The organism is Luteimonas viscosa, assembly GCF_008244685.1.
Taxonomy (GTDB): domain Bacteria; phylum Pseudomonadota; class Gammaproteobacteria; order Xanthomonadales; family Xanthomonadaceae; genus Luteimonas; species Luteimonas viscosa.
Genome location: NZ_VTFT01000001.1, coordinates 2,096,608 through 2,122,079, shown reverse-complemented (window position 1 = coordinate 2,122,079; position 25,472 = coordinate 2,096,608). Strand labels below are relative to the sequence as shown.

At 71.6% G+C, this 25,472-nt stretch carries 18 protein-coding genes; 12 read left to right on the top strand and 6 right to left on the bottom strand.

The window, feature by feature from the left end:
* Positions 1-269 precede the first annotated feature (269 nt).
* Entirely contained in the window at positions 270-1,970 is a 1,701-nt protein-coding gene (locus tag FZO89_RS09355; protein ID WP_187471107.1) for a M28 family metallopeptidase, read from the bottom strand.
* A gap of 280 nt (positions 1,971-2,250) precedes the next feature.
* Here FZO89_RS09355 and FZO89_RS09350 point away from each other — a divergent pair, with 280 nt between their 5' ends.
* The 9 genes from FZO89_RS09350 (at position 2,251) to FZO89_RS09310 (ending at position 14,940) form a co-directional block, all read left to right on the top strand.
* Positions 2,251-2,925 (top strand): hypothetical protein, encoded by a 675-nt coding sequence (locus FZO89_RS09350; RefSeq protein ID WP_149102995.1) that lies wholly within the window; start codon positions 2,251-2,253, stop codon positions 2,923-2,925.
* Positions 2,918-5,680: a cation-translocating P-type ATPase gene (locus FZO89_RS09345; protein ID WP_222928105.1), complete on the top strand. Its 2,763-nt coding sequence runs from the start codon at positions 2,918-2,920 to the stop codon at positions 5,678-5,680. Before FZO89_RS09350 ends, FZO89_RS09345 begins: the two co-directional genes overlap by 8 nt.
* Positions 5,677-7,089, top strand: a complete 1,413-nt coding sequence (locus FZO89_RS09340; RefSeq protein WP_149102994.1) for a bifunctional enoyl-CoA hydratase/phosphate acetyltransferase — start codon at positions 5,677-5,679, stop codon at positions 7,087-7,089. The genes FZO89_RS09345 and FZO89_RS09340 overlap by 4 nt, the downstream gene beginning before the upstream one ends.
* A 305-nt stretch (positions 7,090-7,394) precedes the next feature.
* Positions 7,395-7,916 (top strand): heavy metal-responsive transcriptional regulator, encoded by a 522-nt coding sequence (locus tag FZO89_RS18835; RefSeq protein ID WP_425480464.1) that lies wholly within the window; start codon positions 7,395-7,397, stop codon positions 7,914-7,916.
* The gene (locus tag FZO89_RS09330) at positions 7,913-10,660 is read left to right on the top strand and encodes a heavy metal translocating P-type ATPase (RefSeq protein WP_222928104.1); all 2,748 of its coding nucleotides are present in this window, start codon (positions 7,913-7,915) and stop codon (positions 10,658-10,660) included. Before FZO89_RS18835 ends, FZO89_RS09330 begins: the two co-directional genes overlap by 4 nt.
* On the top strand, positions 10,657-11,892 hold the full coding sequence (locus FZO89_RS09325; protein ID WP_149102992.1) for an acetate/propionate family kinase: 1,236 nt from the start codon (positions 10,657-10,659) through the stop codon (positions 11,890-11,892). Before FZO89_RS09330 ends, FZO89_RS09325 begins: the two co-directional genes overlap by 4 nt.
* A 55-nt stretch (positions 11,893-11,947) precedes the next feature.
* Positions 11,948-12,142 carry a hypothetical protein gene (locus tag FZO89_RS09320; RefSeq protein ID WP_149102991.1) on the top strand — a complete coding sequence of 65 codons (195 nt, stop codon included), beginning with the start codon at positions 11,948-11,950 and terminating at the stop codon, positions 12,140-12,142.
* Positions 12,143-12,219: 77 nt separating this feature from the next.
* Positions 12,220-14,511: a phosphoketolase family protein gene (locus FZO89_RS09315; protein ID WP_149102990.1), complete on the top strand. Its 2,292-nt coding sequence runs from the start codon at positions 12,220-12,222 to the stop codon at positions 14,509-14,511.
* A 123-nt stretch (positions 14,512-14,634) separates the two neighbouring features.
* The gene (locus FZO89_RS09310; protein WP_149102989.1) at positions 14,635-14,940 is read left to right on the top strand and encodes an antibiotic biosynthesis monooxygenase family protein; all 306 of its coding nucleotides are present in this window, start codon (positions 14,635-14,637) and stop codon (positions 14,938-14,940) included.
* Between the two features lie 188 nt (positions 14,941-15,128).
* Here FZO89_RS09310 and FZO89_RS09305 read toward each other — a convergent pair whose 3' ends face one another.
* The 5 genes from FZO89_RS09305 to FZO89_RS09285 all read right to left on the bottom strand — a co-directional run bounded on the left by FZO89_RS09305 (position 15,129) and on the right by FZO89_RS09285 (position 20,828).
* Positions 15,129-16,031 (bottom strand): SDR family oxidoreductase, encoded by a 903-nt coding sequence (locus FZO89_RS09305; protein WP_149102988.1) that lies wholly within the window; start codon positions 16,029-16,031, stop codon positions 15,129-15,131.
* A 240-nt stretch (positions 16,032-16,271) separates the two neighbouring features.
* Complete coding sequence (locus FZO89_RS09300; RefSeq protein ID WP_425480463.1) at positions 16,272-17,270, bottom strand: serine hydrolase domain-containing protein; 999 nt, start codon at positions 17,268-17,270, stop codon at positions 16,272-16,274.
* 219 nt (positions 17,271-17,489) lie between these two features.
* Complete coding sequence (locus FZO89_RS09295; protein ID WP_187471106.1) at positions 17,490-18,653, bottom strand: glycoside hydrolase family 18 protein; 1,164 nt, start codon at positions 18,651-18,653, stop codon at positions 17,490-17,492.
* Between the two features lie 330 nt (positions 18,654-18,983).
* Positions 18,984-19,775 carry a rhomboid family intramembrane serine protease gene (locus FZO89_RS09290; RefSeq protein WP_149102985.1) on the bottom strand — a complete coding sequence of 264 codons (792 nt, stop codon included), beginning with the start codon at positions 19,773-19,775 and terminating at the stop codon, positions 18,984-18,986.
* Between the two features lie 93 nt (positions 19,776-19,868).
* Positions 19,869-20,828: a TerC family protein gene (locus tag FZO89_RS09285; protein WP_149102984.1), complete on the bottom strand. Its 960-nt coding sequence runs from the start codon at positions 20,826-20,828 to the stop codon at positions 19,869-19,871.
* A 247-nt stretch (positions 20,829-21,075) separates the two neighbouring features.
* Between FZO89_RS09285 and FZO89_RS09280 the strand changes: the two genes are divergently transcribed.
* The 3 genes from FZO89_RS09280 to FZO89_RS09270 all read left to right on the top strand — a co-directional run bounded on the left by FZO89_RS09280 (position 21,076) and on the right by FZO89_RS09270 (position 25,450).
* Entirely contained in the window at positions 21,076-22,245 is a 1,170-nt protein-coding gene (locus FZO89_RS09280; RefSeq protein WP_149102983.1) for a class I SAM-dependent rRNA methyltransferase, read from the top strand.
* Entirely contained in the window at positions 22,242-24,392 is a 2,151-nt protein-coding gene (locus tag FZO89_RS09275; protein ID WP_262378593.1) for an NHL repeat-containing protein, read from the top strand. Before FZO89_RS09280 ends, FZO89_RS09275 begins: the two co-directional genes overlap by 4 nt.
* A 275-nt stretch (positions 24,393-24,667) precedes the next feature.
* Positions 24,668-25,450 (top strand): hypothetical protein, encoded by a 783-nt coding sequence (locus FZO89_RS09270; RefSeq protein WP_149102982.1) that lies wholly within the window; start codon positions 24,668-24,670, stop codon positions 25,448-25,450.
* Positions 25,451-25,472 lie beyond the last annotated feature (22 nt).

Sequence of the window (25,472 nt, the reverse complement as noted above, 5' to 3'; positions counted from 1 at the left end):
GGCACCTTCCACCCGTGAAGGGCGCAATGTCCCGTAGAACGGAAGAAGGGAACATCCATGCATCGCGCCCGGCGGACGCGTCCGACGGAAACGGCATTGACGTCCCGCTTCCGTTCGCCGACGACTCGGGAATGACCTCTCGCTTCCGTTCGCGGGGGACTCGGGAGCGACCTCCCTCTCCCGTTCGACGGGAGAGGGGCAGGGGTGAGGGCGGCTCAGGTCGCGTCGGGCCGTCCGTTCCGGCCTCCGACCCACCGCACGGGGTTTGACTACCGGTTCGCCCGCCCGAACCGCTCACCGAAGAAGTCGCCGTCGTTCCAGCGCGGTCGCTGCGCCGCGTCGCCGACGATCCGGCCGATGCGCGCGTTGAGCGTGGCCAGGCGCGCGGCGTCGCCGTACTGGATCGGCAGGTCGACCTCGTCGCAGGGCTGGTGGTAGCAGTTGCGCAGGAACCAGGTGGCGGCCAGCTTCGGGTCCTGGTCGGGACGCGCGCCGACCACGCCGCCCATCAGGTACACCGCCGGCACGCCGGCGCGCACGAAGGCGTACTGGTCGCTGCGCACGAACACGGTTTCCTCGGGGAACGGATCGGGCGAGAGCGCCACGCCCACGTCCTTCGCCGCGGTGTCCAGCGCGTCCCTCAGGGACGAATGCTCGACGCCGACCGGCACCACGTCGGTGGTCGGCGCGGTCAGCATCGGCATGTCCATGTTGATGTTGGCGACCAGCGCGCCGTCGACCGACGGCTCGCGCGCGAACCATTCCGCGCCCAGCAGCCCCTTCTCCTCCGCGGTCAGCGCGACGAAGACCATCGAGCGCTTCGGCGCCGGGCCGGCCGCGAGCTCGCGCGCGGCCTCGAGCAGGATCGCCACGCCCAGCGCGTTGTCGATCGCACCGTTATGGATGCCGTCGCCGTCGACCTCCGCGCCGATGCCGATGTGGTCCAGGTGCGCGGTGTACACCACGTGCTCCGATGCCAGCGTGGGATCGCTGCCGGCGATGCGCGCCACCACGTTGCGCGAGTCCAGCGGTTCGATCTTCGTGCGTCCGGCCAGCCGCAGCGTCCCCGGCAGCGCGAAGCCCTTCAGCGTGCCCTCGCGCGCGGCGTCGAACAGTTGCGCCGCGGTGCGGTCGCCGCCGGCGAACAGTTCATCCGCCGCCGCGGCGCTGACCACCGCGCCGGCCTGCAGTTGCGGCCAGGTGTCGATGCCACGACCCCCGGCGTCGCGCAGCCGCATCGAAGGCTTGCCCGCGTTCTGCACCGCGCGCGCCCAGGGATGGCGCACCTCGTCGTCGGCGGTGTTGACGTAGACCACGCCGACCGCGCCGCGCTCCACCACGTTGCGCAGCTTCTCGCGCATGGACGAATGGAAGGCGCGGTGCGTGTTCCCGAAGCTGGCTGGCGCGCCGCCGAACATCACCGCGATCGCGCCGCGCAGGTCGACCCCGGCGAAATCATCGTGTCCGAGCTCCGGTGCATGCACCGCCTGGCCCACGAAGGCCGCCGGGGCTTCGAGCGTGGCCTCGGGCGCGTTGTGGTTGGGCATCGGCAGGAACTGGCCGCGATACTCCAGCCCGGTCCGCCTGCCGCCGCGCACGATCTCCAGGCTCGCGCCGTCGTCGAGCACGGTCGCCCGCAGCAGCGGCACCGGCTGGAAGAACGTGCCGTCGTCGCCGGCGGGCGTCAGGCCGATCTCCGCATAGCGCCCGGCCACGTACTCCGCGGCGCGATCGAAGCCGGGGGTGCCGGTCTCGCGACCTTCCATCGCGTCGTCCGCCAGCGCGCGCACGTCTGCCTCGATGCGCTGGCCGGCGGGGGTGTCGTTGGGCGGCGGCGGGGTGGCCGGGGCCGCAGCGCTTTCCGCGGGCGAGGCCGGGGACGGTGCCGCGTCGACGGGGGACGGGTCGCGCTGGCAAGCCGCGAGCGGAAGGCACAGCAGCACGAGGGCGGCGGTCAGGCGGGGGTTCATCGATGGCGAGCCTTGTACAAGTGCCCGGACGCTAGCACCGGCGGCGGGCATGCTTCAACACGCCGGCGCCAGGAAACACGCTGCGGCAACATGCCACGCCTATGATGGGCCGGCGTGCACCGCGCGCCGCGTTGATCCGGGTCAATGCGGTCGGGCGCGGCGAGCGCGATCCTCGCACCGGCACGGCGCTTGAACGAGTACGTTGCGCCGCGTGCGGATGCGCATACCGCAGGCGCGACCTGCGACCACCCTCCGATCTCCCGACGCACGAGGTGACGACATGGGCAATGCCTCCGATCTGCCGATGCAGCTGTGGAAAGCCAATCTCGATCTGCAGCTGCGGCTTGGCCGCCTGCTCCAGGACAGTGGGCGCGAATGGATGGAACTGGGCACCCGCGCGGCCGGCGAAGGCGCCGCCGAGCTCGATGCCGAGTTCCGCAAGCTGCTGCGCGGCGGCGACTGGCAGGGGCTGTCGGCGCTGCCGGTGGAGGCGTTCTGGCGCCAGGCCGAGCAACGCGTCGGCGACAACCAGGCGATCAACCAGCTGGCGCTGCGCGTGCAGGACGGCTTCGTCCGTGGCGTGGTCGAGGCGCTGCAGGACTGGCAGGCGCAACTCACGCGGGCGTGGTCCGGCGCGGGGGTCTCCGTGGGCGCGGTGCCCGACCTCGCGCAGGCCTGGGACGGACTCGTCTCGAACTGGGAGGCGGGCCTGGCGACCCTGACGCCGTCTCCGGCCCGGACCTCGGCGGCACGCAGGGCGCAGGCCGGCGAGGCCGCGGCGAAGCCTGCCGCAACGGTCCCGGCTACCAGGAAACCGGTGGCGAAGCGGGCGGCGAAGGCAGCCGCGAAGTCACCGGCCGCCCGCAAGACCGCAGCCGGCAAGCCCGCCGCGAAGAAGACCGCCGCCCGCAAGCCCGCGCCAGCGAAGAAGGGCGCACGCAGGCGTGGTGGCTGATCCCGCGACGAGCGCGGCCCCGGCGCTGGCGCAGCCCGCCACGCTGTGGCACGCGATCGACGCGGTCGAGGTCCTGCGACAACTCGAGGCCGATCCGGGGGGGCTGGCGCCCGACATCGCCGCGCGCCGGCTGCAGGCGCATGGCCCGAACGCATTGCCACCGCCGCAGCGCACACCCGGCTGGCGGCGCCTTCTGCGCCAGCTCGACGATCCGCTGATCCTGTTCCTGCTCGCCGCGGCGGTGGTCGCGGCGGTGCTGGCGCACTACGTCGATGCGGGCGTGATCGCCGCGGTGGTGCTGGTCAACGCCATCGTCGGCTTCGTGCAGGAAGGACGCGCCGAGCAGGCGCTGTCGGCACTGCGCTCGATGCTGGCGCCATCGGCGCGGGTGCTGCGCGGCGGTGCCCGCGAGCAGGTGGCGGTGGAAACCCTGGTGCCGGGCGACGTGCTGTTGCTGGAAGCCGGCGACCGCATCGCCGCCGATGCCCGCCTGCTGCGCGGACGCGGCCTGCGCGTGGACGAATCGGTGCTCACCGGCGAATCGGTGCCGATCGAGAAGTCGGTCGAACCGGTCGCCACCGGCGCCGACCTCGGCAGCCGCACCTCGATGCTGTACTCGGGCACCCTGGTGGCGGCGGGACAGGCCACCGCCTTGGTGGTGGCCACCGGCCCGCAGACCCAGATCGGCCGCATCGGCACCCTGCTCGGCGAGGTCGAGTCGCTGACCACGCCGCTGCTGCAGCAGATCGCGCGCTTCGGCAAGGTGTTCACCACGGTCGCGCTGGTCGCCTCCGCCGCGCTGCTGCTGTTCGCGGTGCTCGTGCGCGGCTACGGCTGGCTCGATGCGCTGATGATCGTGGTCGCGCTCGCCGTCGGCGCCATCCCCGAAGGCCTGCCCGCGGTGATCACCATCACCCTGGCCATCGGCGTGCGCCGCATGGCCGCGCGCAACGCGATCGTGCGCCGGCTGCCGGCGGTGGAGACGCTGGGCGCGACCACCGTGATCTGTTCGGACAAGACCGGCACGCTCACACGCAACGAGATGACCGCGCGCAGCATCGCCACCGTCGCCGGGCGGGTGGAGGCCCAGGGCGGCGGCTACGCGCCGACCGGCGTGCTCGTGGCCCGCGACGGCGGCGATGCCGCACTGGCCACGGCGCAGCGCGTGGCGCGGATCGGCCTGCTGTGCAACGACGCGCAACTGCATGCCGACGGCGACGGCCACTGGCGGATCGACGGCGATCCGATGGAGGCGGCGCTGCTGGCGCTGGCCGGCAAGGCCGGGTTCGACGGCGCGGCGATGCGCAACGCGCACCCGCGGCTGGACGAGGTGCCGTTCGACGCCGCGCACCGCTTCATGGCCACGCTGCACGCCGACGCCGAAGGCGCCGGCGCGCTGGTGTGCGTGAAGGGCGCACCGGAGCAGGTGCTGGCGCTGTGCACGGCGCAGGCCGGCCGCGACGGCGGCGCCGGGCCGCTGGATGCCGCGTTCTGGCAGCAGTCGATCGATGCCGCCGGCGGCGAGGGCCAGCGCGTGCTCGGCTTCGCCTGGCGCCGGCTCGAACGCGTGCCCGAGCGCTTCGTGCTCGACGACATCGGCGAACTGGTGTTCGCCGGCCTGGTCGGTTTCATCGACCCGCCGCGCGAGGAGGCGATCCGCGCGGTCGCCGACTGCCGCGCCGCCGGCATCGCGGTGAAGATGATCACCGGCGACCACGCCGCCACCGCCGCCGCGATCGCCGAGCAGCTGCGCCTGGCCGACGACGTGCGCGTGGTCACCGGGCAGGAGCTCGAGGGCGTCACGGACGCCGAACTGCCCGAACTGGCCGGGCGCGCCAGCGTGTTCGCCCGCACCACGCCCGAGCACAAGCTGCGGATCGTGCGCGCGCTGCAGTCGCGCGGCCACACCGTGGCGATGACCGGCGACGGGGTCAACGACGCGCCTTCGCTCAAGCAGGCCGACATCGGCGTGGCGATGGGCCGCAAGGGCACCGAGGCGGCGAAGGAGGCCAGCGGCATGGTCCTGGCCGACGACAACTTCGCCTCGATCGCGGCCGCGGTGCACGAGGGGCGCGCGGTCTACGACAACATCCGCAAGGTCATCGCCTTCACGCTGCCCACCAACGGCGGCGAGGCGCTGGCGGTGATCCTGGCGATCGTGTTCGGCTGGGTGCTGCCGATGACGCCGCCGCAGATCCTGTGGATCAACATGGTGCTGGCGATCACCCTCGGCCTCGCGCTCGCGTTCGAGCCGCCCGAATCCGGGCTGATGGCGCGCCCGCCGCGCCGTCGCGACGCGCCGCTGGTGTCGGCGTTCATGCTGTGGCGGATCGTGCTGGTGTCGATCCTGTTCAGCGTCGGCGCGTTCGGCATCTTCGCCTGGGCACAGGGCCGCGGGCACGACGTCGCCACCACGCGCACGATGGTGGTCAACATGTTCTGCGTGATGGAGATCTTCTACCTGTTCAGCGTGCGCTACCTGCACGGCACCTCGTTCTCGCTGCGCGGGCTGCGCGGCACGCCGGCGGTGCTGTGGGCGATCGTGGCGGTGGTGCTGGCGCAGCTCGCCTTCACCTACCTGCCGTGGATGCACGTGCTGTTCGGCAGCCGGCCGCTGCCGCTGTTCGAGGGTATCGTGATCGTGGCCTCCGGTGCGGCGCTGATGGGCCTGCTGGAAGTGGAGAAGGCGCTGCTGCGCCGGATCGGCGTGTTCGAGGAACTGGGCCCGGTGCCCGCAGACGAGCGAGCGACATGACGGACGACGACCTGCGCATCCTGCGCAACCGCACCTTCGACGAACTCGCGGTCGGGCAGACCGCGCGCATCGAGCGCACGCTCACCGCGGACGACGTCGCGCTGTTCGCGGTGTTGTCGGGCGACGCCGGCCCGCAGCCCCCGGTCGACGCGCCCGCCGCCGCGAATGGCGCCAGCGCGGTGATCGCGCACGGCATGTGGGGCGGGGCGATGATCGCGGCGTTGCTGGGCACGCGCCTGCCCGGCCCGGGCACGATCCACCGCCGGCAGGACCTGCGTTTCCTCGCGCCGCTGAAGCCCGGCGAGCAGTTGGCCATCCAGGTCACGGTCACGGCGCTGGATCCCGCGACCCGCGGCGTCGTCCTGGCCTGCGCCTGCACCCGCCCGGACGGCACGATCGCGATCGAGGGCGAGGCCGAGGTGATCGCGCCCGACGTGCGCATCGAACGCCCGCGCACCGCGCTGCCGGAGATCCGGCTCGATGCCGCGGGCAACGATGGCCTGGCGCGGCTGCTGGCGCATGTCGCGCCGCTCGAGGCGATCCGGGTGGCGGTGGTGCATCCCTGCGATGCGCTGAGCCTGTCGGGCGCGCTCGATGCGCGCGATGCCGGCCTGATCGTGCCGGTGCTGGTGGGCCCGCGCGCCCGGATCGAGGCTGCCGCGGCCGAGGCCGGCGTCGACCTTGCCGGACTGGAGATCGAGGACGCGCCGCACAGCCACGCCGCCGCCGCGCGCGCGGTGGAACTCGCGCGCGCAGGCAAGGTCGAGGCGCTGATGAAGGGCAGCCTGCACACAGACGAGCTGATGGGCGCGGTGGTGGCCTCGGCCACCGGGCTGCGCACCAAGCGCCGCGTCAGCCACTGCTTCGTGCTGCAGACTCCGCACTACCCGCGGCCGTTCATCGTCACCGATGCCGCGATCAACCTCGCGCCGGACCTGGCGCAGAAGGCCGACATCGTCCGCAATGCGATCGATCTGGCGCACGTGATCGGTGTGGAACTGCCGAAGGTCGCGATCCTCGCGGCGGTGGAGACGGTGACGCCGTCGATGCCGGCCACGCTCGACGCCGCAGCGCTGTGCAAGATGGCCGACCGCGGCCAGATCGAGGGCGCCGTGCTCGACGGCCCGCTGGCCTTCGACAACGCGGTCTCGATCGCCGCCGCGCGCACCAAGGGCATCGTCTCCGAGGTCGCCGGCCAGGCCGACATCCTGGTGGTGCCGGACCTGGAAAGCGGCAACATGCTGGCCAAGCAGGTGATGTTCATGGGCGACGCCGCCAGCGCCGGCATCGTGCTCGGCGCGAAGGTGCCGGTCGTCCTCACCAGTCGCGCCGACCCCCGCGAAGCGCGCATGGCCTCGTGCGCCATCGCCCTGATGCTCGCCCACCGCTACCGCACCGCCCCCCCCTGACTCCCGTCCCCGCCGTAGCCCGGATAAGCGAAGCGCATCCGGGACCGTACCGACACAAGCACCCGCGCCTGCGGCGCGCCCACATCCGCCTTTCGGCACCTTCCACCCGTGAAGGGCGCAATGTCCCGCAAGCGGGAGAAGGAACGGCCCCGTAGCCCGGATAAGCGAAGCGCATCCGGGAAACCCTGCGCGACCCCGGATGCGCTTCGCTTATCCGGGCTACCTCCTGACGCGGCCTTGACTCTGGACCCGGGTCCAGGGTGCAGACTGGCCGTCCTCCCCACCGGAGACCGCCCATGTCCAGCATGAGCATCGGCCAACTCGCCCAGCAGGCCGGCGTCGCCATCGACACCGTGCGCTATTACGAGCGCAGCGCGCTGCTCGCGCCCGCCGGCCGCCTGGCCTCGGGCTACCGGCGCTACGGCAGCGCCGAGGTGAAGCGGCTGCGTTTCATCCGCCGCGCCAAGGCGCTCGGGTTCTCGCTGGAAGACATCCGCGAACTGCTGTCGCTGGGCGAAGGCTGCGCCGCCCCGTCGTCACCGGATATCCCGCCGGCATCTCCGGGCTCCCAGCTGTCATCTCGACCGAAGGGAGAGATCCCCGCCCGGGCCCGAAGATCTCTCCCTGCGGTCGAGATGACAACGTCGAGCGACGTCGCCGCCGTCAAGCGCGCCGCGCAGCGCCGGCTGGCTGACGTCGAGGCCCGCATCGCCGAACTCGAACGCATGCGCGACGGCCTCAGGACCCTGGTCGCCGCGTGCCCGGGCCACGGCCGCGCCGAGGCCTGCCCGATCCTCAATGCGCTGGCCGGGGAGGACGCCCAATGACCCCCCTGCACCCGCAAGCGCCACACGAACCGACGCCAGCGACCGCCCTGCGCGACCCCGTCTGCGGCATGGCGGTTAGCGCAGACTCGCCGCACCGCGTCGAACACGACAGCCGCACCTGGCACTTCTGCAGCGCCGGCTGCGCATCGAAGTTCGCCGCCGATCCTTCCCGTTACGAGGGCCGCGCGGACAAACCCGACGAACCCGCGAACGACCGCGACCCCGTCTGCGGCATGACGGTCAAGCCCGACTCCCCGCACCGCCTCGAACACGACGGCCGCACCTGGCGCTTCTGCAGCGCCGGCTGCGCATCGAAGTTCGCCGCCGATCCTTCCCGTTACGAGGACCGCGCTGACAAACCCGACGAGCCCGCGAACGACCGCGACCCGGTCTGCGGCATGACGGTCAAGCCCGACTCCCCGCACCGCGTCGAACATGCCGGCCGCACCTGGCGCTTCTGCTCCGCGCGCTGCGCCGGGAAGTTCGCCACCGATCCCGCCCGCTACGCCGAGGCCACCGCACCCACATCGTGCTGCGGCAACCACGGCAGCCCCGCCAGTCATGCCAGTCATGCCGGCGCGCCGCAATCGCCCCCCGAATCGCTTCCCGCAGGCACGATGTACACCTGCCCGATGCACCCGGAGATACGCCAGGACCACCCCGGCACCTGTCCGAAGTGCGGCATGGCGCTCGAGCCCGAGATGCCGAGTCTGGAGGAAGACGACAACCCCGAGCTGCGCGATTTCTCGCGCCGCTTCTGGTGGACCCTGCCGCTGACCGCCGTGGTGTTCGTGCTGGGCATGTTCGGCCACCGGCTGCACCTGTTCGGCATGGCCACGCAAAGCTGGATCGAACTGGTGCTGGCCACGCCGGTGGTGCTGTGGGCCGGCGCGCCGTTCTTCATGCGCGGCTGGCAGTCGATCCGCAACCGCAGCCCGAACATGTGGACGCTGATCTCGCTCGGCGTGGGCGCGGCGTATCTCTACAGCGTGGTCGCCACGGTGGCGCCGGGCGTGTTCCCGGCCGCGTTCGCGTCGATGGGGCGCGTGTCGGTGTACTTCGAGGCCGCGGCGGTGATCATCTCGCTCACCCTGCTGGGCCAGCTGCTGGAACTGAAAGCGCGCGCGCAGACCTCCGCCGCGATCCGCTCCCTGCTCCAGCTCGCACCGAAAACCGCGCGCCGGCTGCGCGACGACGGCACCGAGGAAGACATCCCGCTCGAACACGTGCACGTCGGCGACCGCCTGCGCGTGCGCCCGGGCGAGAAGGTGCCGGTCGACGGCGTGGTGGTCGAAGGTGGCAGCAGCATCGACGAATCGATGCTCACCGGCGAACCGCTGCCGGTGCGCAAGGCCGAGGGCGACCGCGTGATCGGCGCCACCCTCAACACCGCCGGCGCCCTGGTGATCCGCGCCGAACGCGTCGGCGCAGCCACCCTGCTCTCGCAGATCGTGCAGATGGTGGCGCAGGCGCAGCGCTCCAAGGCGCCGATGCAGCGGCTGGCCGACGTGGTCGCCGGGCGCTTCGTGCTGGGCGTGGTTGCGGTCGCGGTCGTCGCATTCTTCGGCTGGGGCCTGTTCGGTCCGGAACCGGGGTGGGTCTTCGGCCTGATCGCCGCGGTCTCGGTGCTGATCATCGCCTGCCCCTGCGCGCTGGGGCTGGCGACGCCGATGTCGATCATGGTCGCCACCGGGCGCGGCGCCACTCGCGGCGTGCTGTTCCGCGATGCCGCGGCGATCGAGCGGCTGCGCGAGGTCGACACGCTGGTGGTGGACAAGACCGGCACCCTCACCGAAGGCCGCCCCGCATTTGGCGAGGCGCACGCCGCCGACGGCTTCGACGCCGACCAGGTGCTGCGCCTGGCCGCCAGCCTCGACCAGGGCAGCGAGCATCCGCTGGCCGACGCGATCGTCGCCGCCGCGCGCGAGCGCGGCATGGCGCTGGCGCCGGTGGACGATTTCGAATCGAGCTCCGGCATCGGCGTGCGCGGCCGCGTCGAAGGCCAATCGCTGGCGCTCGGCAACACCGCGCTGATGCGCGAGGCCGGGATCGATCCGGCGCCGCTGGCCGCGCGTGCCGAGGCGTTGCGCGGCGAGGGTGCCAGCGTGATGTTCCTCGCCGTCGACGGCGCGCTGGCCGGGCTGCTGTCGGTCTCGGATCCGGTCAAGGCCAGCACGCCCGATGCCCTGGCCGCGCTGCACGCGGCCGGCCTGCGCATCGTCATGGCCACCGGCGATGGCCTGACCACGGCCAACGCCGTGGCTGCGCGCCTGGGCATCGACGAGGTGCACGGCGAGGTGCGGCCCGAGGACAAGCTCAAACTCATCGAACGCCTGCAGTCGGAAGGGCGTGTGGTGGCGATGGCCGGCGACGGCATCAACGACGCGCCCGCGCTGGCGCGCGCCGATGTCGGCATCGCCATGGGCACCGGCACCGACGTGGCCATGGACAGCGCCCAGGTCACCCTGGTCAAGGGCGACCTGCGCGGCATCGCGACGGCGCGCGCGCTGTCGCAGGCCACCGTGCGCAACATGCGCCAGAACCTGTGGTTCGCGCTGGCCTACAACGGCCTGGGCGTGCCGATCGCGGCGGGCGTGCTGTATCCATTCACCGGCTTGCTGCTGTCGCCGATGATCGCGGCGCTGGCGATGAGCCTGAGCTCGGCCTCGGTGGTCGGCAACGCGCTGCGCCTGCGCGGCCAGCGGCTTGCAATCGCGGGTTCGCCGCGGGAGGCTGCGGCATGAGTTCGAAGATCGACGACCGCGACGCCATCGGCGGCGACCTCGTGCTGGTGCTCAACTGCGGCTCGTCCAGCATCAAGTTCGCACTGTTCGATGCCGGCATGGATCCGCTGCCGCGCAAGCCCGCGTGGAACGGCAAGGTGCAGGGCATCGGCGGCCCGTCGCCGACCTACGGCGAGACCGGCATCGATCCCGCGCCGGTGGATCTCGCTGGCGAGCATCCGCACCTGGCCGCGCTGCAGCGTATCCGCGAAGGCGTGGTCACGCGGCTGGACGGCCGTCGCCTCGCCGCGGTCGCGCATCGCGTGGTGCACGGCGGCAGCCGCTACTTCGAACCGGTGCGCGTCGACGCCGGCGTGCTGCAGGACCTCGAGGGTTACATCCCGCTCGCGCCGCTGCACCAGCCCTTCGCGCTGGAGGCGATCGACATCCTGCTGCGCGAGAACCCGGAACTGCCGCAGGTCGCCTGCTTCGACACCGGCTTCCACCACACCCTGCCCGACGTGGAAAAACTCCTGCCGCTGCCCTGGGACGCCTGGCAGCGCGGTCTGCGCCGCTACGGCTTCCACGGCCTGTCGTACGAATACATGGCCACCGCCTTGCCCGAGCGCCATGGCGAACTCGCGAAGGGACGCGTGGTGGTCGCGCACCTGGGCAGCGGCGCCAGCCTGTGCGCGATGCAGGGCCTGCAGAGTGTCGCCACCACCATGGGCTTCTCCGCGCTCGACGGGCTGATGATGGGCACCCGCACCGGCGCGCTCGACCCCGGCGCGCTGCTGTACCTGATGGAGATCGAGAAGTTGTCGCTGGAGGAGGTGGCGCAGACGCTCTACCACCGCTCCGGCCTGCTCGGCGTGTCCGGCATCTCGTCCGAACCGCGCGTGATCGTGCGCCACGAGGGCGACGAAGGCGAACCCGGCGAACGCGCCCGCCTGGCGCTGGCGCTGTACGTGCGCCGCATCGTGCGAGAGATCGGCGCCATGGCCGCGGTGCTCGGCGGGCTCGACCTGCTGGTGTTCACCGCCGGCGTGGGCGAGCACAACGCCTTCGTGCGCGAGCGCATCTGCCGCGACCTGGCGTTCCTGGGAATTGCGCTGGATCAAGGCGCGAACCGGGCGCATGCGCCCATCATCTCCACTGGCGACAGCCGCGTCCGCATCGGCGTGGAACCGACCAACGAGGAATGGATCGCGGCGCGCGACGCCATCGCGGTGGTGCGCGGACAGGCGGCCTGACGCGCCCGCACGTGCCCCGCGGCGGCGATCACATGCACGACCGGAGGCACCTGCCATGCTGCTCGGGCTCGAAGTCGAACTGTGGACACTGCTGCTGGCCCTGGTGCTTGTGCCGCTGGCGGCGGTCGCGTTGCTGAACCTGGCGCTGCGCCGCCGCGGCGGCGTCGCCATGGCCTGGGGCGGCGTGATCTTCGTGTTGATGGCCGCGCTGGTCGCCGTGCTCGTGATCCTCGACAAGGTGCGCTTCTGAGCGCCGCATGGCGACGCCGTGCCTGTCGTGCAGGCTCGCGCGATGCCCCATCCGCAACACCGAAGGAGGCAAGACCCATGGACCACCCCGACACCCCGCGCACCCGCTGGCTCGCTGGCCATGGCCCGATCGCACACCGCGTCGCCACCGTCGAGCGGGTCGACGCGCTGCTGGCGCGGCTGGTCGCCGACGGCCGCATCGCCGACCACGACACGGGCTGGGCCCTGTTCGCCGCCGCCGACCGCATCGCCTGCGTGGCGATGAGCGTGGTCGCGCACATGACCTATGCGCGCCGCTTCGATCCGGAAGGCACACCGCTGGCGGCCGAAGACTTCAAGCCCGTGCCCGAAGGCCACACCGGCGGCGCGCTCAACATTGTGCCGGCCTTCGTTGCCTACCTGCTGGCCAACGCGCTCACCGCCACCACCCGCGGCTGGATCATGGGTCAGGGCCACTGCGTGGCCGCGATCGAGGCGGTGAACGCGCTCACCGGCGACGTCTCGCCGAACCAGCGCGGCCGCTACGACCGCAGCGCCGAAGGCCTGTCGCAGCTGTGCGCGGATTTCTACTCCTACGCCATCGACGCCAACGGCCGCCCCGCCGTGCCGCTGGGCAGCCATGCCGGCGCCAACACCGCCGGCGCGGTGTCGGAAGGCGGCTACCTGGGCTTCGCCGGCCTGCAGTACGTGCACATGCCGTTGCCGGGCGAATCGCTGGTGGCCTTCCTCAGCGACGGCGCGTTCGAGGAGCAACGCGGCGCGGACTGGGCGCCGCGCTGGTGGCGTTCGAGCGACAGCGGCTTCGCGATCCCGGTGATGATCCTCAACGGCCGCCGCATCGAGCAGCGCACCCAGATCGTGCAGGAAGGCGGCGCCGACTGGCTGGCCGAGGACGTGCGCCACAACGGATTCGAGCCGGTGATCGTCGATGGCCGCGACCCGGCCGCCATCGCCTGCGCCATCGTCGAGAGCGAGGACGCGCTGCGTGCCTTCGCCGCCGATCCCGCCCGCACCTATCCCGCGCCGTTGCCCTACGTGATCGCCGAAACCGAGAAGGGCTTCGGCTTCCCCGGTGCCGGCACCAACGCCGCGCACAACCTGCCGCTGCGTGGCAACCCGCACCACGATGCCGAGACGCGCGCCGTGTTCAACGACAGCGCCGCCCTGCTGCACGTACCGCCGGCGGACCTCGACGCCGCGCTCGCCGCCTTCGCCACCCACGCTGCACAAGGCCGCGCGCCGGAAAGCGCGCACCCGATGGCACACCGACACCCGCCCGCACCCACCCTGCCCGAACCGGAATGGGCCGCGCCCGGCAGCACCGGCAGCGCCATGAGCGCGCTCGACGACTGGTTCGTCGAATGCGTGCGCGCCAACCCCGGCCTGCGCATCCGCGTGGGCAATCCCGACGAACTGGCCAGCAACAAGATGGGCGGCACCCTGGCGCTGCTGCGGCACCGGGTGAACGAACCCGAGCCCGGCGTGGCCGAGGACCTGCACGGCTCGGTGATCACCGCGCTCAACGAGGAAGCCGTGGCCGCCGCCGCGCTCGGCAACAAGGGCGGGCTGAACCTGATCGTCAGCTACGAGGCCTTCGCGATGAAGATGCTCGGGCTCATGCGCCAGGAGATCATCTTCGCCCGCCACCAGCGCGAGGCCGACCAGCCGCCGGGCTGGCTGCCGGTGCCGCTGATCGTCACCTCGCACACCTGGGAGAACTCCAAGAACGAACAGTCGCACCAGGACCCGACCATCGGCGAAGCCCTGCTGGGCGAAATGTCCGACACCGCGCGCGTGCTGTTCCCGGTGGACGGCAACACCGCGGTCGCCGCATTGCGCGACGTCTACGCCGGCCGCGGGCAGCTGGCCTGCCTGATCGTCTCCAAGCGCGACGTGCCGCACCGCTTCGACGCCGAGGCGGCGCAGGCGCTGGTGCGCGATGGGGCGGCGCATGTGGCCGGCGACCCGGCACATGCGCAGGTGCAGCTGGTCGCCATCGGCGCCTACCAGCTGGAGGAAGCGCTGAAGGCGCGCGCGCACCTGGCCGGGCGCGGACTGGAGGCATGTGTCAGCGCGATCATCGAACCCGGGCGGCTGCGGATGCCGCGCGATGAGCTGGAGCAGGAGTTCGTGCTCGACGACGCCCGGCTGCACGCGCTGTTCCCGCCGGGGCTGCCGCGGGTGCTGCTGACCCATACCCGGCCGGAGCCGATGCTCGGCCTGCTGCGGCGGATCGATGATGGGTCGGCGAGGACAAAGGCGCTGGGCTACATTAGTCGCGGCGGCACGCTCGACGTCCCCGGGATGCTGCTCGCCAATCGCTGCACCGCTGCGCATGCAGTGGATGCGGCGGTGGGAGTGATCGGGTAGCGCGGAGGGTCGGCACTGGAGGCCTCGTTGGTGCGGCCGGTTGACGTCGGCGGGCAGGGTCCGGTCTTTCCGACGACGCTAGAATCGGGTGCCATACCCCGCGCCACAGCTCGAGGAGGCTTCATGATTGCGAGAACCTGGCACGGCCGCGTTCCCACCGGGAAAGCCGACGCATATCACGCGTACCTGCTCCGCACCGGCTTGAACGACTACGCGTCCACCCCGGGCAATCGCGGTGTGCAGGCGCTACGTCGTACCGAGGGGGACATCACGCATTTCCTGCTCATCACGCTTTGGGATTCGCTGGATGCCATCCGCGCTTTCGCCGGGCCGGACTACGATCAGGCGCGCTACTACGCGGAAGACGACGACTACCTGCTGGAGAGGGAGCCGACCGTGACGCATTACGAGGTGCTCTCCACATCCTGACCTGCGACGACCAACGCGGCGGAGGGATTCGATGCATTAATCACCTCCGTCCCCTTTGACGCGCCTCAGACGCGCTTTGATGCGTGTTGTATCGGTTGTTGACCGATGCCGAAAGCGTCGTCAGGGTTTAACGCCATCGCCTCGACATGCCTGCCCGCGGGTGCGAACTCCGTCTGTGACGTTATCCACTACTTCGCCATCGCGTGGCCATCGGGGTCTTCCGGTCGCGCCGTGAAAGCCTCCGCATGATCGGCAGCCCATTCACGAAAAGTGCGGGGCGGCCTTCCGGCGAGTTGTTCGACGGTATGCGTCACTGGCTCTGGCTGGTCGGCCAGGCCCGCCCAGTACGCGAGTGCGCCGTCCACAAAGTCTGGATCGCCCAATTCAGCCAGCAGCTGCTGCCTTGCGACGTCTGCCGGAATCTCTTCCCAGCGGGTGGACCGACCGATCGCTTCACCAATGATTCGCACCTGCTCGGCGAAGGTCAGCTGTTCTGGACCAGTCAGGAGGTACTTCGCGCCCGCATGACCCGGCTCCGTCAGAACCCGCGCTGCAACGGCCGCAATGTCAGCTTCATGGATGGAGGAACGAACCGCACGGCCGTAGGGCCGCCGCACGACGCCGGTGCCGCGGATCTGGGCCGCCCACTCCAGCGCGTTCCCGGCAAAACCTCCGGCCCGCAGGAAGGTCCATTCCAGACCGGACTGGACAATCAGGTGCTCCAGTTCGCCCCAGACGCCATTCTGTTCAGGGCTGAGCTCATCGCGCACGCCCATGGACGACAGGTACACCACCTGCCGCACGTGCCTGGCGATCGCCTCCACCACACCCGACGCACCTGCGGAGCCGAAGAACGGCCACAACAGGAAGACGCCGTCCACCCCCTGCAGCACAGGCTCGAGCGTATCCGGCTCCTTCAGATCTCCGCGGGCAAGCTCGACGCCTTCCGGTAACCATGCCTTGTCAGGGTCGCGGAGAAGCGCCCGCACCGCCACGCCCGCCGCCAGCAGCTCGTCGACCAGGTGCCGGCCGACCTTTCCTGTCGCACCCGTGACCAAGATGCGATCCGCTTTGGTGATGCGTCCCGCCATGTGGACGTCTCCGAGAGAGGTTGCTGGTTCGAAACAGGGCGGACCGGGTCGCAACCTCGTCCACCGTCGCGAAGAGGCTAGTACCTCAACCAATCTCGAGGTCAAGCAGGAGCGCGGCCGTACGTCGGGATCGCGGGTCAGGCCCTGACCGAAGCGTCGCGCCAGCGGCACGCGCCTGCGCGGAGAAGTGGTCGGCGCGTACACGGGCGTCGGGCACTTGCCCTCCGCCTTGGCCCTCGGCTACTGGAATTCCGCCGCAATCCGCCGCGCCAGCGCATACGGCTCCGGATCATTCCGGTTAGTGAGCAGCACCACGGTCAAACCTTTCTCCGGCCAGCGCAGGATCACGTTGCGGAAGCCGATGGTTTCGCCCGAGTGCCAGAGCAGCCGGTCCGCGCCTTCGCCGTGGAGTCGCCAGCCGTATCCGTAGCCGTCCACGTTGGCCTCGTCGGTGGCGGTGTGCGCGGTGAAGGCGAGGGCGCGCGAGGCGTCCGATAGCAGGCGGTCGTCGCGCAGCGCGGCGTCCCATTTCGCCAGGTCGTCGATCGACGAGTAGATGCCGCCGTCGCCGAGCACCGCGCTGGTGCTGCTCTGGTCGGTGCGGGTCCAGCCGTCGCCGGACGCGCTGTAGCCGTAGGCGCGGCGGGGGACGGTGGAGACGCCGTCCTCGAACGCGAGCGTGTTGTCCATGCCCAACGGCCGGAAGATGCGGTCGCGCAGGAACGTGGCGAAATCCTGGCCCGAGGCCCGGCCGACGACCAGCGCGAGCAGCGCATAGCCGCTGTTGCTGTAGCGGTAGTCGCTGCCGGGCGCGAAGTACAGGCGGTCCTGCGTCTCCAGCAGGCGCAGCACGTCGGCGTCGTGCAGCTGGCCCTCGATCGCGTCCGGCATCACGTCCTCATAGTCGACCAGGCCCGAGGTGTGGCTGAGCAGGTGGTGCACGGTGATGCCGTCGGCCGCGGCGGGCAGCGACGGCAGCCAGCGGCGGACGGGATCGTCCAGCGACAGCGCGCCGTCCTGCGCCAGCAGCAGGATCGCCGCAGCGGTGAACTGCTTGCTCACCGAGGCCAGGCGGAAGTTCGTGTCCGGGCCGACGGCGATGCCGCGCTCCAGGTCGGCCAGACCGTAGCCCTTGCGCACGACCGGCACGCCATCGCGCACGACCAGCAGCGCCGCGCCGGGCACCTGCCCGTCGTAGGCCGCCATCATCGAATCGACCCGTTCGGCCGTGGACTGCATCGTGCCGCCTCCGCTGGTGCAGGCCGCGAGCAGGCAGGAGGGCAGCAGGGCGGCGGTGCGCATGGGCCGATTGTAGCGGCGCGGCCGCACCGCCCCGGATCAGTGCGCGCGGCGCCGGCCCCGCGCCGCCAGCCGCCCGCGTAGCCCGGATAAGGCCAACGGCCGCATCCGGGACCGCCTCACGCCAACACGATGACACCCCGACCGCCTATCTCGTCCTCAGTCGTCTCCGCCACGCAGCCCCCGATGCGCGGCCTCGAGCAGCGTGCCGCGTTTATCGTCGCCGCCGAGCTCCCAGAACATCATCCCGCCCAGGCCACGCAGGCGTGTGTAGGCGGCCTTGGCGCGGATCGCGTCCGGGCTCTCGTAGCTGACGAAGCTGCGCGTACCCGCGTTCCACAGCCACGCGGCCTGCGCCTGCGGATCACGATGGCGTTCGAACACGGGCGTGTCGAGGTAACCGCGCTGCAGTTCGGCCCAGGTCACGAACGCGACCTCGCCGGCGAACGGCTGGTGCAGGCCGGCGTTATCCGCGGTGGTGGTGCGGAAGGCCTTGCCGTAGAAGGCCGCGCCCGGCACCAGCTTGTGCGGCGGCACGCCGGCGGCGAGGAATTCGTCGACCGCGCGCGTAGTGTCGCGATCGCTGGCGCCGCTCGCGCCCGCCGAGCGGTACAGCCCCGCGTGGTGCCCGGTGCGCGCGCTGCCGGCGCCGAAGAAGTCGTAGGTCATCAGGTGGATGGCGTCGACCAGCGGCACGATGCGCGGCAGGTCGAGGCCGCCCGCGGCCTCGCCGTCGGCGGCGGCGATGGTCAGCTGGTAGCGGCGGCCGGTCTGCGCCGACAGCGCGTCGAGCGCCTCGCGCAGCGCCTGCAGCAGCAGGGGGAAGGTGTCCCGGTCGGCCGGCGAGTGGCTGATGCCGGGGCCGGGCAGGGCGGGGTATTCCCAGTCGATGTCGAGGCCGTCGAGGTCGTGCGTGCGCACCAGTGCGACGGCGGTGTCGGCGAAGGTGCGACGCGCGTCCGGCGTGGCGGCGGCTTCGGAGAAGTGGTCCGCGCCCCAGCCGCCGATGGCGAGCAGCACGTCGGCGCGTGGTGCGCCGTCGCGGCGTTCGGCCAGTTTGGTCAGGCGCTCGGCCATGCCTTCGCGCGGCAGGTGCACGCGGTGGTCGGCGTCGACCACGGCGAAGGAGTACACGACGGTATCGAGCTTGCCGGCATCGACGGGTGGCAGCGGGGCGTCGCGATCGAGCAGGTAGGCGATCAGGCGCGGTGCGGGCGACGTGTTCGCGGTGACCGATTCGCCGGGTTCCGACGCCATCGCCGCGCTCGAGGTCGCGGCGAGCAACACGATCGCCGCCATGTCCAGCCACCAGGATCGCCGCATGCCGTCCTCTCCGCATCGGGGAGGCGACACCGTACACGATCCGCACCGTCTCGGGCCGCGACTGCGTGACGGGTGTGGTCCGGATGCGCACGTCTTCGCGCGACGACGGGGCGATACGCGATCGAGGGGGTCGTCCCGTTGACGTGGGACCCGGATGCGGCCGTTGGCCTTATCCGGGCTACGCGATCTGGCATTCCGAACCATCCCGCTGTCATTCCGAGCGCAGTGAGGAATCTGTGCGTAACGCAAGCCCTGCGCGCCACGCGGTGCCAGATTCCTCGCTGCGCTCGGAATGACAAGCCAGGGCGCGAGGGACGAGTGCGACGAGGGCTACCGCTCCCGCGGCGGAAACCGCAGCACCACGCCACGCTTTTCCTCGCGCGCGTCTTCCTGCGCATCGCGATGCCACAGCACCGGCACGTCCCGCGGCGAGCCCGGCTCGTAGGTGTCGCGCTCGGCCTGCGCGGCGCGCTCGGCTTCTTCCTCTTCGATCTCCCAGCTGTAGCGCCGGCGCGGCGGTACCGGGTCGGCGCGGCGCAACAGGAACGCGGCGACGCTGCCGCCCAGCGCCCCGCCCAGGTGCGACTGCCAAGACACGCCCGGCTCCTGCGGCAGCACGGTGAGCAGCATGCCGCCGTAGAACAGGAATGCGATCATGCCGGCCGCGATCGAGGGCCGGTCGCGGCGCAGCAACCCGAGCACGAACACCAGGAACATCAGGCCGTGTGTGAGCCCGCTGGCGCCGAGGTGGAACGAGCCCGCATCGCCCAGCAGCCACGCGCCCAGGCCCGAGCCCAGCCACATCAGCGGCAGCGCGCGCAGCGTGGCGCGCGGATACACCGCCAGCGCCAGCGTGCCGAGCAGTAGCAGCGCCGTCGCGTTCGCGACCAGGTGCTCGGGCGAGCCGTGCAGCAGTGGCGCGGTGAGCAGGCCCAACAGCCCGTCCAGCGCGCGCGGCGCGACCGCGAACGCGCGGTAGTCGCCCAGGCCCTGCAGGCCGAACACGATCACCAGCGCCAGCACGAACACCACGCTGCCCTTGGCCGCGGAGGCCAGCCGGCGCTTGTCGGCCGCGCGCTGGGCCTCGGGGTCGTGCGCGTCGTCGGGCGTGGGCAGGTACATCGTCGGGAGGTGGCGGCGGATTGCGCCGATGCAAGGGGAGCCGCTGCGGCGGGCGCCGCCGCAACGGCGCCCGTCCCGGCCGGCCACCCCGCCTCAGTGGCCGGCCGCGGCGCGCGGCGGGCGCGCCAGGCTCAGGGCGATGGTGGTCGCCAGGATCGCCGCCACCACCGCCAGCGACCACAGCACCGGGATCTTGTACAGGTCGACCAGCAGCATCTTCGCGCCGATGAATACCAGCACGATCGCCAGCCCGTAGGGCAGCAGGTGGAAGCGCTCGGCCATGCCGGCCACCAGGAAGAACATCGCGCGCAGCCCCAGCACCGCGAACACGTTCGAGGTCAGCACGATGAACGGATCGGTGGTGATGGCGAAGATCGCCGGGATCGAGTCCACCGCGAAGATCACGTCGGTGATGCCGATCATCACCAGCACGATGAACAGGGGGGTGAACTTGCGCCGGCGGCCGCTGCCCAGCCACAGCGCGCTGCCGTGATAGCGGCGGATGAAGGGCACGTGCGCGGTCAGCCAGCGCAGCACCGGATTGTTTTCGAGGTCGGGCGCCTTGCCGGCCGCGAACCACATCTTGATGCCGGTGAGCAGCAGGAACACGCCGAACACGTAGAGCATCCAGTGGAAGTTCGCGATCAGCGCCGCGCCGGCGAAGATCAGGATCGCGCGCAGCACGATCGCACCCAGGATGCCGATCACCAGCACCCGCTGGCGCTGCTCCTCCGGCACGGCGAAGTAGGTCATCAGCATCAGGAACACGAAGATGTTGTCGACCGCCAGCGCCTTCTCGACCAGGTAGCCGGTCAGGAACTCCAGGCCGATGCGGCGGGCCTCGTCCGGCCCCGCGTCCTGGCCCACGTACCACCACAGGGCGGCGTTGAACGCGAGCGCCAGCACCACCCAGCCCAGGCTCCACCACGCCGCCTCCCTGAACGTGACCTTGTGCGCGCCGCCATGGCGCATCAGCACCAGGTCGACCATGAGCGCGAGCAGCACCAGGCCGGAGAAACCGGCCCACAGCCAGACGTTGCCGATCGTTTCCATCGAGGAGTTCCGTGCAGGAGAGTGGAGGACGGCCGCAGGCGCGGGCGGCTCGGATTCCGTGCACGGGATTCCGGGGACCCACCTTCGCCGATGCGGCGAAGGTCTTGCTCACAGCCCGGTCGGGCTGCCGCGGGACCGGAGCATCGCTGCTCGAAATGACGGCCGTCGCGCTGGGAGCTACTCCCCTTCGACGCGCATTCTGGCGGCGTGCGCCCGGCCCGGTCAAGCGGGCGGATACACTGGCGCGATGAGCGATGCCATTCCCACCGTCCGCCTCCGGAACGCCTGGCGTTCCAACCACCCCTGGATCTTCCAGAAGCTGGTGGAAAAGCCCACGCCACGGCCGAAGCCCGGCAGCATCGTCGACATCGTCGGCATCGACGGCGCGTGGATCGGACGCGGCTTCTACAACGGCCATTCGCGCATCGCGCTGCGGATCCTCGAGACCGATCCCGATGTCGCGGTCGATGCGGCCTGGTTCGCGGCGAAGATCGCGAAGGCGGTGCAGCTTCGCCGCGAGGTGCTCGACCTCGACGCAACCACCAACGCCTGGCGCGTGGTGCACAGCGAGGGCGACGGGCTGTCGGGCCTGGTGGTCGACCGCTACGACGACCTGCTGGTGGTCGAGTTCTTCAGCGCCGGCATGTACCGCCATCGCGAGTGGATCCAGGCTGCGCTGCGCGAGCAGTTCCCCGGCTGCCGCTTCCACAGCTTCGCCGACGAGCACGTGCAGAAGCAGGAATCGTTCGATTACGGCGGCAGCCAGCCGGCGGCGCCGGCGGTGATCGTCGAGAACGGCATCCGCTTCCGCGCGGACCCTGCGGGCGCGCACAAGACCGGCTTCTTCGCCGACCAGCGCGACAACCGCGAGTGGCTGTCGCGCCGCTGCACCGGCAAGCGGGTGCTCGATCTGTGCTGCAACACGGGCGGCTTCGGCGTGTACGCGGCCGCGCGCGGCGCCAGCGAGGTGGTGGGCATCGACATCGACGAGGCGGTGCTCGAGATCGCCAGGGGCAACGCGAAACTCAACAACGTGCGCCCGCGCTTCGTCCAGGCCGACATCTTCCCCTGGCTGCGCGACGCGGCGAATGGCGGCGAGCAATTCGACGTGGTGATCCTCGACCCGGCGAAGATGACCCGCGACCGCGACCAGGTGATCAACGCGCTGAAGAAGTACCTCGACATGAACAAGCTGGCGCTGGGCGTGGTGAAGCCCGGCGGGCTGCTGGCCACGTTCTCCTGCACCGGCCTGGTGAGCGAGGAGCAGTTCCTCGACATGCTGCGCCGCGCCGCGTTCTACGCCGGGCGCACGGTGCAGGTGCTGAAGGTGTCCGGCGCCGGCGCCGACCATCCGTTCCTCGCCCACGTGCAGGAATCGCGCTACCTCAAGGCGGTGTTCTGCCGCGTGCTGGATTGAACCGGAGAATCGCGCGGACTGCGTCGAACCGGACGCGCCGAGCGCTGGTCGCGGTCGCGGCGCTCACCGCGCTGGCGCTGGCGGCGACGTTCTTCTGGCCAACGTTGCGCGACTGGCTGCGCCCACCCCCGCCGTCGCTGGCGCCCACCGCGTTCGACTGGCAGCCGCGCATCGAGCCGATTGCCGGCGACGGCCACCGCGGCGCGCGCGACGGCCACGTGCTGGGCGCGCGCTTCGACGAGCCCTGGGGGCTGGTGCGCGGGCCCGACGGCAGCCTGTTCGTGGCCGACGGCGGCGAGGCCAACCGCATCCGCCGGATCTCGCCCGACGGCCGGGTGACCACGTTCGCCGGATCGAGCGAAGGCTTCACCGACGGCATCGGGGCGGCGGCGAAGTTCCACACGCCCTCAGCGCTCGCGGTCGACCGGCTGGGCAACCTGTTCGTTGCCGACACCGGCAACCACGCGATCCGCAAGGTCACGCCGCAGGGCCGCGTCACCACGCTGGCCGGCACCGGCATCGCCGGCTTCCGCGACGGCGACGGCGCGCTGGCGCAGTTCCGCGCGCCGATGGGCGTGGCGGTGGACGCGGCCGGGCGGGTGTACGTCGCCGATACCTGGAACGACCGCATCCGCGTGATCGAACGCGATGGCCGCGTGCGCACGCTGGGCGGCGGCGACGGGCCGGGCTTCGCCGGCGGCGCGGGCAATCCGTCGCGGTTCGACACGCCAACCGCGCTGGCGCTGGCCGCCGACGGCACGCTGTGGATCGCCGACACCGGCAACCGCGCGCTGCGCTGGATCGACCGCGACGGCGCCGCGCACACCTGGCGCGCATCGTCCTGGCACGCGGAGGCGCTGCACGGACGGCCGCTGTCGCTGGCCGCCACCCACGACGGACAGGTCTACGTCGGCGAACTCTCGCCGGGGCGGATCGTGCAGGTCTCGCGCGACGGCAACGCGCGCGTGCTCTCCGGCAGCGTGCCGCGGCAGTGGTTCGCGCGGCCGTCGGCGCTGTGGCTGGACGCCGACGGCAGCCTGCTGGTGGCCGATGCGGCGGGCCACCGCCTGCACCGGCTGTCGCGGCGGGATGCGGCAGACGCGGGATCGATGGCGCTTGCCGACGGCCCGGTCGGTCCCTCGCCTGCACGCGCGTTGCCGCCGACGCGCCAGCGCTGGCCGTTCGCACCGCAGGATGGCTGGCACGAGGTGGTCGGCACCCTGGGCGAGGTGCGCGGCAACTTCAGCGGCGAGAGCCGCAGCCACCTGCACAACGGCCTGGACGTGCGCGGCGACGTCGGCGCACGCGTGCTGTCGATCGCCGACGGCAAGGTGACCAGCCCGCTGGCGGCATGGAGTTTCGGCGGCCAGGCCGAGGGCATCTCGATCGACGAACTGTCCTACGTGCACCTGCGTGCCGGGCGCACGCCGCAGGGCCGCAGCCTCGATCCGGGCCGCTTCCTGTTCGAACACGACGAGGACGGCAGGCCGTCGCGGGTGCGGATCATGCGCGGTACGCGCTTCCGCGCGGGCGATGCGCTCGGCACGGTGAATGCGCAGGCACACACGCACCTGATCGTCGGCCCGTACGGGCACCAGCACAATGCGATCCGGCTCGGCTTCCACGGCTATCGCGACACGGTGCCGCCGCGCATCGAGGGCGTGTCGCTGCTGGACGATGCGGGCATGCCGCTGACCGCGCGCGAGGACGGCCGCGTGCTGGTGCCGCGCGAAGGCGGCGGGGTGCAGGTGGTGGTCGACGCCTGGGACCAGGTCGACGGCAACCTGCCGCGGCGGCGGCTCGGCCTGCACCGCATCGGCTACCAGGTGCTGCGCCCCGATGGCACGCCCGTGCCGGGCTTCGAGGCGCCGCCGATGAACCTCGATTTCTCGCGCATGCCGGCGCATCCCGACGCGGTGCGCATCGCCTACGCCGCCGACAGCGGCATCACCGTGCACGGCGCTTCGCGAACGCGCTTCCTGTACGTGGCCAGCAACTTGGTGCGCGGCGACGAGGTCGCCGAGGCGCGCTGGGATCCGGCGGCGCTGCCCGCCGGCGACTACCTCGTGCGCGCGGTCGCCGTGGACGCGGCCGGCAATCGCGCGATCGGCGCGACCGACCTGCCGCTGCGGTTGCTGGCGGACTGAGCGCCCCGGCGCGTGCATCGCGCCAAACGATGCATGGCCTCGCGTCGACGCGAGGCCGGCCCGGATGCGGCTGGGCCGGCACGTGGCGCAGCTCTGCGCAACCGTCAGTTCCCGTGCATGCGCACGGAAAAGCGCGGCGCCGGTCGCATCGCCGCGCTGTACAGCTTTCGTACAAGCCGATGGTTGACGGCTGGGTAACGGCGCGCTGCCTAGCGTCGCATCGGCAGCATCGCCAGCGATGCCGTCGCACCCCAACCCTTCAACGGAGCTGCAACATGCGTACCTGGCTCGTCCTTCCCTTCACCGCGCTGTTCGCCACCACGGCGCAGGCCGCCGGGCCCGAGGCGGGCCGATTCTCGATGTCGCTGTTCGGCGGCGTCGACATGCCGCTCGGCGGCGACGTGCACGACGGCGCGACCGCAGCGGTGCCCGACCTCGGCCCGCTGAATCCTGCACTTGCCGGCGTCGACGCCGAGCTGCGCATCCAGTCGCGCGGCCACGACCGGATCTACGACCTCGCCACCACCTACGGCGTCGAGTTCGCCTACGCCTTCGACGAACGCCGCGAGATCTTCGGCCAGCTGCGGCAGACGCGCGCGGACGAGGGCATGGTGCAGGTCGGCGGCGCGTTCGTGCCGGCGCTGGACACCACGCTGCCGGTGTACGGCACCTTCGGCGACTACGAGGCGCTGTCGGCCGAAGTCGGCTACCGCCATTACTTCGGCACCGCGGGCACCGCGCGTCCGTACGTGGGCGCGCGCCTGGGCGCGACCCGCACCGACGAGATCCGTGCGACGTTCGAGATTCCCGATGCCGGCATCACCATCGCCGATGCGCCGTTCTACGACTCCGGCTGGCAGGCCACCGGCGGGCTGGACGTGGGCGTGATCATGCCGGTGTCCGAAACCTTCAGCGTCACCCTCGCCAGCGGCGTGCGCTACGTCGGCGACCTGAAGGACGACGACAGCGCGGTCGGCGGCCTGGGCCTGGCCGGCATCAACGACACCGGCAGCCGGGTGTCGGTGCCGGTGACGCTGTCGGCGCGTTGGGATTTCTGAGGCGCATCTTCGAGCCGCACGC

Bases quoted from the DNA above. Each gene is read 5' to 3' on its own strand.
- FZO89_RS09355 (WP_187471107.1), bottom strand. From the start codon at position 1,970: ATGAACCCCCGCCTGACCGCCGCCCTCGTGCTGCTGTGCCTTCCGCTC.
- FZO89_RS09350 (WP_149102995.1), top strand. From the start codon at position 2,251: ATGGGCAATGCCTCCGATCTGCCGATGCAGCTGTGGAAAGCCAATCTC.
- FZO89_RS09340 (WP_149102994.1), top strand. From the start codon at position 5,677: ATGACGGACGACGACCTGCGCATCCTGCGCAACCGCACCTTCGACGAA.
- FZO89_RS18835 (WP_425480464.1), top strand. From the start codon at position 7,395: ATGAGCATCGGCCAACTCGCCCAGCAGGCCGGCGTCGCCATCGACACC.
- FZO89_RS09330 (WP_222928104.1), top strand. From the start codon at position 7,913: ATGACCCCCCTGCACCCGCAAGCGCCACACGAACCGACGCCAGCGACC.
- FZO89_RS09325 (WP_149102992.1), top strand. From the start codon at position 10,657: ATGAGTTCGAAGATCGACGACCGCGACGCCATCGGCGGCGACCTCGTG.
- FZO89_RS09320 (WP_149102991.1), top strand. From the start codon at position 11,948: ATGCTGCTCGGGCTCGAAGTCGAACTGTGGACACTGCTGCTGGCCCTG.
- FZO89_RS09315 (WP_149102990.1), top strand. From the start codon at position 12,220: ATGGACCACCCCGACACCCCGCGCACCCGCTGGCTCGCTGGCCATGGC.
- FZO89_RS09310 (WP_149102989.1), top strand. From the start codon at position 14,635: ATGATTGCGAGAACCTGGCACGGCCGCGTTCCCACCGGGAAAGCCGAC.
- FZO89_RS09305 (WP_149102988.1), bottom strand. From the start codon at position 16,031: ATGGCGGGACGCATCACCAAAGCGGATCGCATCTTGGTCACGGGTGCG.
- FZO89_RS09300 (WP_425480463.1), bottom strand. From the start codon at position 17,270: ATGCAGTCCACGGCCGAACGGGTCGATTCGATGATGGCGGCCTACGAC.
- FZO89_RS09295 (WP_187471106.1), bottom strand. From the start codon at position 18,653: ATGCGGCGATCCTGGTGGCTGGACATGGCGGCGATCGTGTTGCTCGCC.
- FZO89_RS09290 (WP_149102985.1), bottom strand. From the start codon at position 19,775: ATGTACCTGCCCACGCCCGACGACGCGCACGACCCCGAGGCCCAGCGC.
- FZO89_RS09285 (WP_149102984.1), bottom strand. From the start codon at position 20,828: ATGGAAACGATCGGCAACGTCTGGCTGTGGGCCGGTTTCTCCGGCCTG.
- FZO89_RS09280 (WP_149102983.1), top strand. From the start codon at position 21,076: ATGAGCGATGCCATTCCCACCGTCCGCCTCCGGAACGCCTGGCGTTCC.
- FZO89_RS09270 (WP_149102982.1), top strand. From the start codon at position 24,668: ATGCGTACCTGGCTCGTCCTTCCCTTCACCGCGCTGTTCGCCACCACG.